Source organism: Streptomyces bungoensis (genome assembly GCF_001514215.1).
GTDB lineage: Bacteria > Actinomycetota > Actinomycetes > Streptomycetales > Streptomycetaceae > Streptomyces > Streptomyces bungoensis.
Genome location: NZ_KQ948852.1, coordinates 635,500 through 647,330 on the forward strand (window position 1 = coordinate 635,500; position 11,831 = coordinate 647,330).

Annotated in this window: 14 protein-coding genes; 4 read left to right on the forward strand and 10 right to left on the reverse strand. The window is 72.6% G+C overall.

The window, feature by feature from the left end; translation table 11 throughout:
• Nucleotides 1-104 precede the first annotated feature (104 nt).
• Nucleotides 105-662 (reverse strand): YbaK/EbsC family protein, encoded by a 558-nt coding sequence (locus tag AQJ66_RS07085; protein ID WP_061918124.1) that lies wholly within the window; start codon nucleotides 660-662, stop codon nucleotides 105-107.
• 32 nt (nucleotides 663-694) lie between these two features.
• Nucleotides 695-1,267, reverse strand: a complete 573-nt coding sequence (locus AQJ66_RS07090; protein WP_061918126.1) for a helix-turn-helix domain-containing protein — start codon at nucleotides 1,265-1,267, stop codon at nucleotides 695-697.
• Nucleotides 1,268-1,378: 111 nt separating this feature from the next.
• Between AQJ66_RS07090 and AQJ66_RS07095 the strand changes: the two genes are divergently transcribed.
• The gene (locus tag AQJ66_RS07095) at nucleotides 1,379-2,236 is read left to right on the forward strand and encodes a DMT family transporter (protein WP_061918128.1); all 858 of its coding nucleotides are present in this window, start codon (nucleotides 1,379-1,381) and stop codon (nucleotides 2,234-2,236) included.
• Nucleotides 2,237-2,238: 2 nt separating this feature from the next.
• On the opposite strand, the gene AQJ66_RS07100 is transcribed toward AQJ66_RS07095, so the two are convergent.
• Entirely contained in the window at nucleotides 2,239-3,003 is a 765-nt protein-coding gene (locus AQJ66_RS07100; protein WP_061918130.1) for an acyltransferase, read from the reverse strand.
• A gap of 108 nt (nucleotides 3,004-3,111) precedes the next feature.
• On the opposite strand from AQJ66_RS07100, the gene AQJ66_RS07105 reads away from it, so the two are divergent.
• Nucleotides 3,112-3,639: a gamma carbonic anhydrase family protein gene (locus AQJ66_RS07105; RefSeq protein ID WP_061918365.1), complete on the forward strand. Its 528-nt coding sequence runs from the start codon at nucleotides 3,112-3,114 to the stop codon at nucleotides 3,637-3,639.
• 17 nt (nucleotides 3,640-3,656) lie between these two features.
• Here the strand turns inward: AQJ66_RS07105 and AQJ66_RS07110 are convergent, their stop codons facing one another.
• From AQJ66_RS07110 to AQJ66_RS07120, 3 genes are all read right to left on the reverse strand, one after another.
• Nucleotides 3,657-4,304, reverse strand: coding sequence for a DedA family protein (locus tag AQJ66_RS07110; RefSeq protein WP_061918132.1), 648 nt, complete (start codon nucleotides 4,302-4,304; stop codon nucleotides 3,657-3,659).
• Between the two features lie 138 nt (nucleotides 4,305-4,442).
• Nucleotides 4,443-5,696 (reverse strand): hypothetical protein, encoded by a 1,254-nt coding sequence (locus AQJ66_RS07115; RefSeq protein WP_061918134.1) that lies wholly within the window; start codon nucleotides 5,694-5,696, stop codon nucleotides 4,443-4,445.
• Nucleotides 5,697-6,030: 334 nt separating this feature from the next.
• Nucleotides 6,031-6,483 carry a DUF4442 domain-containing protein gene (locus AQJ66_RS07120; RefSeq protein WP_208611294.1) on the reverse strand — a complete coding sequence of 151 codons (453 nt, stop codon included), beginning with the start codon at nucleotides 6,481-6,483 and terminating at the stop codon, nucleotides 6,031-6,033.
• A 71-nt stretch (nucleotides 6,484-6,554) separates the two neighbouring features.
• Between AQJ66_RS07120 and AQJ66_RS07125 the strand changes: the two genes are divergently transcribed.
• Together AQJ66_RS07125 and AQJ66_RS07130 are read left to right on the forward strand one after the other, a co-directional pair.
• Nucleotides 6,555-7,538 carry a DUF8017 domain-containing protein gene (locus tag AQJ66_RS07125; protein ID WP_061918138.1) on the forward strand — a complete coding sequence of 328 codons (984 nt, stop codon included), beginning with the start codon at nucleotides 6,555-6,557 and terminating at the stop codon, nucleotides 7,536-7,538.
• Between the two features lie 75 nt (nucleotides 7,539-7,613).
• Nucleotides 7,614-8,678, forward strand: a complete 1,065-nt coding sequence (locus AQJ66_RS07130) for a DUF8017 domain-containing protein (RefSeq protein WP_061918140.1) — start codon at nucleotides 7,614-7,616, stop codon at nucleotides 8,676-8,678.
• Here the strand turns inward: AQJ66_RS07130 and AQJ66_RS37010 are convergent.
• The 4 genes from AQJ66_RS37010 to AQJ66_RS07145 form a co-directional block, all read right to left on the reverse strand.
• Nucleotides 8,582-9,121: a nitroreductase family protein gene (locus AQJ66_RS37010; RefSeq protein WP_079060102.1), complete on the reverse strand. Its 540-nt coding sequence runs from the start codon at nucleotides 9,119-9,121 to the stop codon at nucleotides 8,582-8,584. The two genes, AQJ66_RS07130 and AQJ66_RS37010, sit on opposite strands and share 97 nt — an antisense overlap.
• On the reverse strand, nucleotides 9,057-9,785 hold the full coding sequence (locus AQJ66_RS07135; protein WP_061918142.1) for an SDR family oxidoreductase: 729 nt from the start codon (nucleotides 9,783-9,785) through the stop codon (nucleotides 9,057-9,059). The genes AQJ66_RS37010 and AQJ66_RS07135 overlap by 65 nt, the downstream gene beginning before the upstream one ends.
• 243 nt (nucleotides 9,786-10,028) lie before the next feature.
• A complete protein-coding gene (locus AQJ66_RS07140; protein WP_061918367.1) occupies nucleotides 10,029-10,463 on the reverse strand; it encodes a cupin domain-containing protein in 435 nt (144 codons plus the stop codon).
• Between the two features lie 519 nt (nucleotides 10,464-10,982).
• On the reverse strand, nucleotides 10,983-11,828 hold the full coding sequence (locus AQJ66_RS07145; RefSeq protein WP_061918144.1) for a spermidine synthase: 846 nt from the start codon (nucleotides 11,826-11,828) through the stop codon (nucleotides 10,983-10,985).
• Between the last annotated feature and the right edge of the window lie 3 nt (nucleotides 11,829-11,831).

An 11,831-nucleotide genomic window follows, 5' to 3' on the forward strand; every position in this document is an offset into this window, starting at 1 on the left:
GGACACCCCCTGCCGCACGCCGCGCTGGCGCACACCGACCCCGCGCCGGTGCCGGTCGACACGGACCCGCACCTGGCACCGGCCCACCACACGGCGGGCCGGGCTCAGGCGATCCCGAGCCCCTCGATCACCTCGGCGCCGGGCAGTTCGGCGAGGGCCTTGCCCGGCACGAGGAGCTTGCCGCGCCGGCGTCCGCTGCCGACCAGGACGTAGGGCAGGTCGACCACGGCCGGGTCCAGCAGGATCGGCCAGCCGGCGGGCAGCCCGACCGGGGTGATGCCGCCGTACTCCATGCCGGTCTCGCCGGTCGCGGTGTCCGCCGAGGCGAAGGAGGCCTTGCGGGCGCCGAGCCGGCGGCGCACGGCGCCGTTGACGTCGACCCGGGTGGTGGAGAGCACCAGGCAGGCCGCGAGCGTGGTCTCGCCGCCCCGCTTGCCGGCGACGACCACGCAGTTCGCCGACCGCTCCAGCAGGTCGCGCCCGTAGTGCTCGACGAAGACGGCCGTGTCGGCCCAGCGCGGGTCGGTGTCGACGTAGACGATCCGGTCGGCGGGGACGCTGCCCCGCCAGTGGCGGACGGCCTGGGCGACCGGGGCGGTCAGCTCGTCGAGGCAGTCGGGTGCGGGTACGGCGGTGTCGAAGTCTCCGATGGGCGCGCGCATGCCCGCACGCTAACAGCACCGGCGGCGGCCGTTCAGCGCACGGGCGGCACCGAGACGGCCATGACCATCTCCACCGGTACGCCGCCGTCGTTGCCGTAGGTGTGGGGGGCGTCGGCCTCGAAGGTGGCGCTGGCGCCCGCCGGGACCTGGTGCGGCACGCCGTCCACGGTGAGGGTGAGGACGCCGGCGGTGACGTGGACGAGTTCGGCCGTTCCGGCCGGGTGCGGGTCGGACGGGCTGTGCTCGCCGGGCATCAGGCGCCACTCCCACATCTCCAGCGGGCCGGGGGCCTCGGTGCCGGCCAGCAGCCGGCTGTAGCTGCCCGCCTCGGTGTGCCAGAGCCGGACGGCCTGGTCGGCGGGGACGACACGCACCTTGGGGCCCTGCTCGTAGTCGAGCAGCGTGGTGACGCTGACCCCGAGGGCGTCGCCGATCTTGACGACGGTGCCGATGCTGGGGTTGGTGCGGGCCTGCTCGATCTGGATGAGCATGCCCCGGCTGACCCCGGCACGGGCGGCCAGCACGTCCAGCGTGAAGCCGCGCTCGGTGCGCCAGCGCTTGACGTTGCGCGCCAGGGACTGGGTCAGCAGGTCGAGGTCCGACACGTCACATCCACGGTTCCGTCAGAGTCCACTATGTTGAATGACAAAGTTTTTCTTGTTGAACTACGGTGAGGTGTACCCGTTCGTTCACCGCACTGTACTGCGAGGTGGCCCGTGACAGCATTCTTGGCGCTGACCACCAGTCTCCTGTGGGGGCTGGCCGACTTCGGCGGCGGACTGCTGACCCGACGCACACCCGCCCTGACGGTGGTGGTCGCCTCGCAGGCGATCGCGGCGGCCGTGCTGGGCGCGGTCGTCGTCGCGACCGGCGGCTGGAGCGAGGCGGGCCCGCGCCTGTGGTTCGCGGTCGGCGCGGGCCTGGCCGGTCCGGCGGCCCTGTTCGCCTTCTACAAGGCGCTCGCGCTGGGACCCATGGGGGTCGTCTCCCCGCTCGCCACGCTCAGCGTGGCCGTGCCCGTCGGCGTGGCCCTGGTCCTCGGCGAACGGCCGGGGCTGGTCCAGGTCGCGGGCATCGCGGTGGCCGTCACCGGTGTCGTCCTCGCCGCCGGCCCGCAACTGCGGGGCGCGCCCGTGCAGCGCCGGACGATCCTGCTCACGCTGGCCTCCGCGCTGGGCTTCGGCACGCTGTTCGCGCTGATCACGGAGGCCTCGACGAATGTCACGGGCCTGTTCCTGGCCCTCTTCGTACAGCGGGCGACGAGTGTCGTGGCGGGCGGTGCCGCGCTGTACGCGTCGGTCCGGCGGGGTACGCCCGCGCTGCCGGAGGCGGGGCTCGGCGGCACCGCGCTGCCGGCGCTGGCCTTCGTCGGTCTGGCGGACGTGGCGGCCAACGGCACGTACGCCCTCGCCGCCCGGCACGGCCCGGTCACCGTGGCGGCCGTTCTGGCGTCGCTCTATCCGGTGGTGACCGCACTGGCCGCGCGCGGCTTCCTGAGCGAGCGGCTGCGCGGCGTCCAGGCGGCCGGGGCGGGCCTCGCCCTGCTGGGGACCGTGCTGCTGGCGACGGGCTGAGCTCAGCCGTCGGCGTCGAGGCGGGCCAGCCGCTCGGCGCCCTCCTCGTCGAGCTCGGCGAGGGCGCGCAGCTGCTCGGGGGTGATCCCGTCCGGGAGCGGGACCGGCGCGGGGGTCCGCAGCGGGGGCTGCCACCCGTCGGCGGGTGTCCAGCGCCGTACGACCCGGGCCGGCGCCCCCGCGACCACCGCGTGGTCGGGCACGGTCCCGCGCACCACGGCGCCGGCCGCCACGACCACGTTCCGGCCGATCCGCGCGCCCGGCAGGATCACCGCGCCGGTGCCGATCCAGCAGCCCGGGCCGATCTCCACCGGCTCCATCCGCGGCCACTGCCTGCCGATGGGCTCGTGCGGGTCGTCGTAGGAGTGGTTGGTGGAGGTGACGTAGACGTACGGGCCGAAGTAGCAGTCGCGGCCGATCGTGACGGTGGTGTCGGCGATGACGTGGCTGCCCCGGCCGAGCACGACGCCGTCGCCGATGCGCAGGATCGGGTCGGGGCCGAGGTCCAGGTCGGGCATCAGGCCGGCGGTGAGCGTGACCTGCTCGCCGATGATGCAGTGGGAACCGAGGTGGATCCAGGGCTCGCCGAAGACCGTACCGAGCGGGAAGGCCAGCCGGGTGGCCTCGCCGATCGCGCCGAAGCGGAGCCGGCCGGGCTGCCGGGCCGTCACCGAACCCGTGCGCTGCACCCAGGACCAGCCCGAGTGGACGGCGCGCTGCACCAGCTGGCGTCGCCAGGACGAGAACGTGTTCTTGCGCTTCGGCACGGGCTCACGTTACTCACCGGTCGCCCCTCGGCGGAGGGCGGCCTGCTGTGATCTTCACCCCAGCCGGTGTCGTACCGTGCGGTGTACCACGGACTCGAGGAGACGGTGATGACGCACAAGGCGCTGATCGTGGGCATCGGCGGCAAGGAGCCCCAGGTGGACCCGGGGGCGTTCGTGGCGCCCACGGCGTCGGTGATCGGCGACGTCACGCTGCACGCGGGGGCCAGTGTCTGGTACGGGGCGGTGGTGCGCGGCGACGTGGAGCGGATCACCGTGGAGGCGGACGCGAACGTGCAGGACAACGTGACGCTGCACGCCGACCCCGGGTTCCCGGTCCGGATCGGCGAGCGGGTGTCCATCGGGCACAACGCGGTGGTCCACGGGGCGACCGTCGAGGACGACTGCCTCGTCGGGATGGGGGCGACCGTGCTGAACGGCGCCGTGATCGGGGCGGGGTCGCTGGTCGCGGCGCAGGCCCTGGTCCCGCAGGGGATGGTGGTGCCGCCCGGGTCACTGGTGGCGGGGGTGCCGGCCAAGGTCAGGCGGGAACTCTCCGCCGAGGAGCGCGAGGGCGTCACCCTCAACGGCACGCTGTACGCGGACCTGGGCAGGGCGCACCGCGAGGTGCACGAGTAGGCCGTGCAAGGGGAGTGTCACTCCCCGGCGCCCACCGGTTCCGCTTCCCGGTCCGCCGCCGTCTGCGCCTTCTTCGCCCTGCGCTTGACGATCAGCAGGGAGGCCAGGCCGATCGCGACCGCCACCGCCAGGCCCACGTACGAGAACTTCTTCAGCCAGCCCTCCGCGACGACGCCCACGTAGTAGACGACGGCCGTGGTGCCGCCCGCCCAGCAGATGCCGCCGAGCACGTTGGCGATCAGGAACTTCCAGTACGGCATGTGGAGGACGCCCGCGAGGGGGCCGGCGAAGATCCGCAGGAGGGCGACGAAGCGGCCGAAGAAGACGGCCCACATGCCCCACTTCTCGAAGGAGCGCTCGGCGGTGGCGACATGGCCCTCGCTGAAGTGCCGGGGGAACTTCGCGCCCAGCCAGGCGAGCAGCGGCCGTCCGCCCTTGCGGCCGATCGCGTAGCCGACGGAGTCGCCGATCACGGCGCCCGCGGTCGCGCACGCGCCGAGGACGACCGGGTTGATGCCGGTGTGCTGGGAGGACATCAGCGCCGCGGAGACCAGGACGATCTCACCCGGCAGCGGGATGCCCAGGCTCTCCAGACCGATCACCAGGGCGACGACGGCGTAGACGGCGGCAGCGGGCACCGTGTCGAGCCATTCCTGGACGTGCACCGCCGGTTCCTCCCGTGTCGCTGTCCTCGGCCTGCCGGGGCGTCGTGTGGTCAGCGGCCCCAAAGGAAGGCTACCTGGTCCGGGTGACCACGCCCGGTCGCGCGATCCCGGCCCACGCCCCCCGGGGCCTTTCGGGGCTCAGCCCGGCAGCGGATTCGCGCCCGTCGGCACGGCGGCCAGGGTGCGCGTCACCGGGGAGAAGACCGGCGGCGCACCCGGTGGGACGGCCGCGCCCACCAGTCCGGTGTACCGGAGCGGGCGCCATCGGCGGGGCGGTGGCGGGCCGCCCGCCGGCCGGGCGGCGGCGCCTGGGCGAGCGGAGTGGCCGACGGGGGTGGCGCGCGAGCCGCTCCCCTCGTCGGACCATCCCTCCGCGACGAGCACCGTGGCCAGCAGCGCGAGGGAGGTGAGCCCGGCGCCCACCGCCAGGGCCGTACGGCGCCTGCTCGCGTCGGCCGTCGCACGGATCCGGCCTTCGGGCACCGTGCGGTGCCGTCCGCCCGGCGCACGTGCCGCCGGGCGCGCGCCGGCGGACCCGGACGGCGCCTCCTGTGAGGCACGGCGGGCCGGGCGGGAGTCGAGATAGCGGCGCGCGCCCCAGCCGAGCACGGTCTCGGCGAGCAGGACGTCCAGTCCGCCGTCGAATCGACCGAGCTGTTCGGCCGCGTGCCGGCAGTGGCGGCAGGCCGTCAGATGCCCCCGCGCATCGGGGAGCAGGGGGCCGCCGCGCCGCATGGGCACATCCAGGAGTCGGTTGTGGAAGCGGCATTCACTGGTGGGCGCGAGTTCCCGGTGGGCACGTACGCAACCGGCCCGGAATTGCTCCCGCGCCTGTTCCAGGGCGGTCGCGGCGGTGGCCGTGTCGACGCCCAGCAGACCGGCCGGTACGTTTATGGGTTCCGCCTCCACCTCCGTATGCCACAGAAGGCATTGCGCAGCGCCGGGAAGCGCCTGGAATGCGTGTTCGGCGAGCTGCCGCTTTTCGGGGGCCGCGGACATCGCCGCGCGTAGACCCCGGCCCCCGGTGGGCTTGCGCAGTTCGGGCATGACCACGCACGCGCTCTCGTCCGCGGCCCAGGTGCGGACGGTCTCGCGGACGGCGACCAGCAGGTGCGGACGCAGGGCGCCCGCTGCCGGCCCGCCGTTCGGCCTGCCGAGCACCTGGTGGAAGGCGGCGGTGGCCACCAGCCGGGCGGAGGTGTCGGCGGCGGCCAGGCAGACGACGGCGTAGTCCCGGGTGGCCCGCCAGTGCCGGTCCAGCAGCAGGGCGACGGCGTGGTGCCGGCGGGCGTGGGGGCCGCCCAGGAGGGCGACGAGATCACGGTCGGACTCCCCGGGCAGGGCGCCGGGGCGGGGCGGGTACGGCGGGCGTGGGGGGTGAGGGGACTGCACGGGAAACCGATTCCTTTCCAGCCGACAGGGCGGCATCCGAAAGGCGCCCCATCGGAAAGCAGTGCCTGATTGGTGCATACCTGCAGGGGCAAAGGCCGGAACCGGACGGCTCGGCCGTACCCCCGGAGGAGTGGCCCACCCTCGCACAGGGTCCGTGCGCGAAACAAGAACTGATAATGCCTCAGGTGGAACTCAGCCTGAATTAGAGCTAGTTACCGTCGGTATTCGGAATCGTCCGCGAGGTGAAAAGTCGTACGGCGGTCAACTAGTGCGCGTACCAAGCAGGCCGGCACCAAGAAGGAGCCCGAACCGGGCCCCCGCCCCCCGTCACTCCCTAGCCGTTGGGGCGCAGCGTCCACACGACGCTCATCTCGCCCGTCACGGCGCCGTCCGCGCGCCGGATCTCGACGGAGACCGGGAACTCGGGACGCTGCCCGGCGTCCAGTTCGGCCACGACCTCGGCGGCCGGACGACCCAGGGTCGCGGTCGCCGTGACGGCGCCCATCGCCAGCTTCCGGTAGGCGATCTCGGCACGGACGGCGAGCGGCACGGCGCGCGCGAGCTGGTCTCCGAACGCGGCCAGCACGATGGCGCCGCTGGCCGACTCCCCGAGCGTGAACATCGCTCCGGCGTGCGGGCCGCCCACGTGGTTGTGGTACGCGCCCTGGTCCGGCAGGGACACCACGGCCCGGTCCGCGGAGGTCTCCACGAACTCCAGGTTCAGCGTCCGGGCCATCGGCACGGTGGCGGCGAGCATCTCGCCGATCGACATCTGGTCTGCGCTCATGTGGCCGCATGTTACTTGTCAGTAGCAGGCGTGGCCAGTGCGCTCCGATCACCGCTGTATCGTTTCGGCCCATGTGGCCAGGGGAACAGCCGCCGGGGAGCGGCCCGCAGCACAATCCGTACCAGCAGCCCGGCTACCAGCAGCCGAACCCGTACCAGCAGCCCGGTCCCGCGCCGTCCGGCCCGCAGCAGCCGAACCCCTACCAGCAGCCCGCCCCTTGGGACCGGCCCGCATCGGTGCCGCCGCGGCGGCCGGGCGGCGGCCGCACCAAGCTGGTGGCGGTCCTCTCGGCCGCGGCCGTGGTCGTCGCCGCGGGCGTGACCGGGTTCCTGCTGCTCGGCGGCAAGAGCGACGACCACGCCGGTCCCGGCCCCACCGCCTCCGCCTCCGCGTCCGCCTCCGGCTCCGCCTCCCCGGCGGCGGACGACTCGCGTTCGGCCTCGGGCGGGCAGAAGCCGACGATCGCCGGGTGGAAGGTCGTGGTGAACCCGGACACGGGCATCGCCTTCGACGTCCCCGCCGACTGGCAGGTGCGCTCCAAGTCCTGGATCCACTACGTCACCGACGACGCCGCTTCCGACGAGAAGATCCTGGCCGCCATGAAGGCCCCCGCCGTGCTGAAGGAGAAGTGGTGCGGCGCGGACGACGACAGGGACGGCAGGACCGACTACTCCTCGCTCGCCGACGTGGGCACCCGGGCCGAGAAGGACGCCGGGACGGCCGCCGAGGCCGCCCGCGGGACCTCGGCGAACTGGGTCTACGGCCAGTACGCCCAGCCCGACCGCAAGAAGGTCTCGACCGGCGCGGTCACCAGCTTCACCACCACCTCCGGCATCACGGGCAGCGTCGCCACCTCGCGGTCCTCGGGGGTGGAGCGCAAGGGCAGGTGCGACGTCGACGGCAAGGCGGTCACGTTCGCCTTCAAGGACCCGGACGGGGCCCTGCTGTCCTGGTCCCTCGTGGGCGCCGCGGGCGTCTCCGAGGAGGTCCCGGACGCGACCGTACGCAGGATCATGGCGACGGTGCGGCTGTACGACACGTCGCCGGGTTCCTGAACCGGTCGCTTCGGTACGTCCCTGACAAGGGCCGGTGACCGAATCGTGTCCCCGGGCGCACTAGGGTTACTCGCCATGTGGCCAGGAGAGCAGCCGCCCGGGGGCGCGCAGAACCCGCAGAACAACCCGTACCAGCAGCCGGGTTACCAGCAGCCGAATCCGTACCAGCAGCCCGGCTACCAGCAGTACCCGCAACAGCCGAACCCGCAGCAGCCCAACCCGTACGGTCAGCAGCCGCAGCCGGGTCCCTACGGGCAGCAGCCGCAGTGGGGACCGACGGCGCCCGTCGGCGCGCCGCAGCCGCCGCCCGGCGGAGGCAAGGGCGGGGGCGGCGGCCGGACCAAGCTGGTCGCGATCGTGGCGGCCACGGCGGTCGTCGTGGCGGCCGGCGTGACCGGGTACCTGGTCCTCGGCGGCGGCTCCAAGGACGACGAGGCGGGCGGCGGCAAGGGCAAGCCCGCCGCGAGCAAGTCGGCCGCGCCGGACCCGTCCGCGTCCTCGTCCGCCCCGGACAACCCGCGCGGCGACGCGACCGAGAAGCCGGTCATCCCGGGCTGGAAGGTCGTCGTCAACCCGAAGTTCGGCACGGCGTTCGACGTGCCGGCGGACTGGGAGCTGCAGTCGACCGACGTCTCCTTCTTCATGGAGGACCACGCCGACAACGACAAGCTGATCACCTCGGTGTCCGCCCCGGCCTCGTACAAGTCGAAGTGGTGCACGGACGACAGCGACAAGGACGGCAAGGCCGAGGACACCGCGCTGGCCGTCGCCGGCACCCGCGGCGAGAACGGCGCGAAGAGCCCGGCGCAGGCCGCGGTCACACGGGTGCCGTGGTACGTCTACGGCGGCTACACCCAGCCCGACAAGAAGAGCATCACCTTCGACAAGAAGGCGAAGCCCTACACGACCAAGTCGGGCGTGGTGGGCGCCTACGCCTGGGCGCACTCGGCCGGCAGCCCGCAGAAGGGCAAGTGCGCCAGCGACGGCAAGTCGCTGACGTTCGCCTTCAAGAACTCGGCCGACAACATAGTGTCGTTCGACTTCTACGGCGCCAAGGGCGTGCACGGCGAGGTCGACACCGCGACGATCATGAAGATGGTCAGTTCGGTACGGCTGCACGGCGACCCGACCGAGAACTGACCGCACGGCGCGGGTGGACCGGGAAACCGTTTGGCAGGCCCGGCGGTGAGCGGCGACGGTCGCCCGGTGACCTCGACCGCCGGCCCGCCTCCCGATGCTGGACGCGTTCGGCGGGTACGTGGGACTGGTGGCCGCCGCCCGCACCCTGCCGCTGGTGGTGTTCCTGCCGAGTGCGCTGTCGGGCTCGGGGCCGAAGGCCGACCGGCGCTCGTGGTGCGGGGACTTGTCAGCACGCAGGCACGCCACGGCCGGAGGTTCGGTCCGGACGGCGCCCGGGCCGCGGCGGAGAGCACGCGCTCCAGCACAGCCCTCGGGACATCCCGGTCGGTGAATCCGCGAACCGCTCGTCGGCTCGTGACCGCCTCGTGGACGTCCGCGTCAGGAGAGCCAGTCGGTGTAGCGGGTCGGGGCGAGGTGGGCGTTCCTGTCGGTGAGGACGTCACCCTTGACGACCGCGAACATGCCGGCGGTGGGGTCGGTGACGACCGTGCGGTCGTCACCCTTGTGGGACAGGGTGATGCGGCCCAGCTCGTCCAGGGGGAAGATCTCGGGGCCCGCGATGGTGCGGATGCCGTTCAGCGGTGTCCCGGCGGCGACCTCCGCCACCGCCCGGGCCACGTCCTTGGAGGCGATCGGCTGGATCGGCGTGGCGGGCAGCCGGACGGTGTCGCCGTCGGCGGTCCAGGACAGGACGGCGTCCATGAAGTCCATGAACTGCGTCGCCCGAACGATCGAGTAGGGGACCGGCCCGGCCGCGAGGATCTGCTCCTGGAGCAGCTTGGCCTTGTAGTAGTCCAGCTCGGGTACCTGGTCCGTCCCGACGATCGAGAGGATGACGAAGTGACCGACGCCGCCCTTGCGGGCCGCGGCCAAGAGGTTGTCCATCGAGGTCCGGAAGAAGGCGGGGGCGGCTTCGTCGAAGGTCGGAGAGTTCGTCAGGTTGACGACGACGTCGACGCCCGCCAGCGCGTCGTCCAGTCCCTGTCCGCTGATGACGTCGGCCCCCGAGGACTTCGAGTGGGGTACCGCCTCGTGCCCGGCGGCGTTCAGGTCTGTGACGACCTGCGATCCGATCAGCCCGGTACCGCCGATGACTGCGATCTTCATCAGGTGCCTTCCCTCGGGAATAGATGGGCGAAATACGGCATGTAGGGCGATGTGCGAGTGTGGCAACATGCGCCTCGATCGGCTGAGGGGGTCGCCGTCAGGGACCGTCGAGGAAGGTGACCGTCTCGTCGAGCGAGGCCCGGCCTGCGCGGGCGTCACGTGCGGTGGCGTCTTCGAACCCGATCGACATGCCGCAGAAGAGGACGAGTTCGTCCGGGGGTGACAGGGTCGATCTCTCGCAGGTCAGCCTTCGGAGGGGCGTGGGGCGCGCAGGTGCGCCCGTTCCTTCAGCTCCTCCTCGTCGACCAACGTGAGCATCGGTCGGCCCGGCGCGCACAACATGGTCACCAGGAACTTGGTCGGTGCGTCAGGGAGTGCGTTGCCGTCCTGGTAGTGGATCACGTCACCGCCTGGCTCCCAGAACGTCCCACCGGCCTCGACGACACGCTCCGGCTCGCCCTCGAGTTCGAACCGGAGCGCGCCCTCCATCACGTAGCCGAACGACGGGCCCGAGTGGCGGTGCGGAGGGAGCCCGGGGTGACCGGGAGGCCAATCGACGAGAATGGTCATGCCCGAACCGCCTTCGGGGAAGAAGGGCGGAGTGACTTCCTGCAGCAATGTGACTTCGGGCGGCAAGGAGACCTCGTTCGTCCCGTGCTCTGGGTTCTTCTCCGACATCTCCCACACCTCCACCTCTGTGAGCCGGCCCGAAATGGACGATCCTGAGTCGGCCGACGTGCCGAACCGGTGCACCGACGCACTCGTTCAGCGATGATCGAGTCCGCCGGTTCCCGGCTCACACCACTCGCTCCGTGATGAGGACAGGCCACAGCCCGCATCCAAGACGGGTCGTGTGTGTCCTGCTTCGCCCGAACGGTCTCAAGACCACCCTGCCTCCCGTCGGCGGCCGCCACAATCCGGGAGCCGGCGGCATCGAGATCGCATGGCGCCATGACATCAGCGGGCTCTGCCGCGCGTCGGTTCCACGGCTGGTTCGCGGCGATGGGTCCGGCGATCAGCGGTCCGCCAGTTGAGCGAAGACCAAGACAGCGGGGAGGGCGGTTGCATTCACTCAGGTGTTGCGCGCTGCACCAGAGATCCCCGAGGACAAGCTGTCCCGTGTCCCGGCCTACGACTGGTTCGGCTCGGTCTCCCTGCCGCCCCTCGCCACGACCCTGGCCGGGCCGGCCTAGTCCGTCAGCCGATGCCGAACGCTCCGTCGGGGGGCTCGGGTGAGGGAACGGCCTCGTCGTCCTCGACCGGCCGGGCGCTGCCGATGAAGTCGCGCAGGGACGGGCCGTGTTCGACGCGGGCCGGGAAGGCGTCGGCGGCGGTGCGCCGGGCCAGGGCGGCCGTCTCGACCGGCAGGTGGGAGGCCACCAGCACCGCGTTGCCGAACCGCCGGCCGCGCAGCACCCCCGGCTCGGCGATCAGCGCCAGCTCCTCGAACACGGCCGAGAAGTTGGCCAGTTGGGAGCGGAGGAAACCGAACGGCGCGGCGTCGGCGAGGTTGGCCAGATAGACGCCGCCGGGGCGCAGCACGCGCTCGGCCTCGCGGGCGTAGGCGACCGACGTGAGGTGGGCCGGCACCCGGGACCCGCCGAAGACGTCGGCTATCAGTACGTCGGCCGAGTCGTCCGGAGCGTTCTCGAGCCAGGCCCGGGCGTCGGCGGCGTGCAGCACGACGCCCGAGCCCGCCGGCAGCGGCAGATGCTCGGCGACCAGCTCCAGCAGCGCGCGGTCGGCGTCGACCACGTCCTGCCGGGAGCCGGGCCTGGTGGCGGCGAGGTACCGGGGCAGGGTGAGCGCTCCCCCGCCCAGGTGCACCACGTCCAGCGGCCGCCCGTCCCCGCCCAGGGTGTCCAGCACGTGCCCGAGCCGCCGCGCGTACTCGAACTCCAGATGGGCGGGGTCGTCCAGATCGACGTACGACTGCGGGGCCCCGTCGACCGTGAGCAGCCAGGCCCGCTCCCGGTCGACGTCCGGCATGAGCCGGGCGGTGCCGTGGTCGGTGGTCCTGATGACCGGTATCGCTTCGCTCACGGC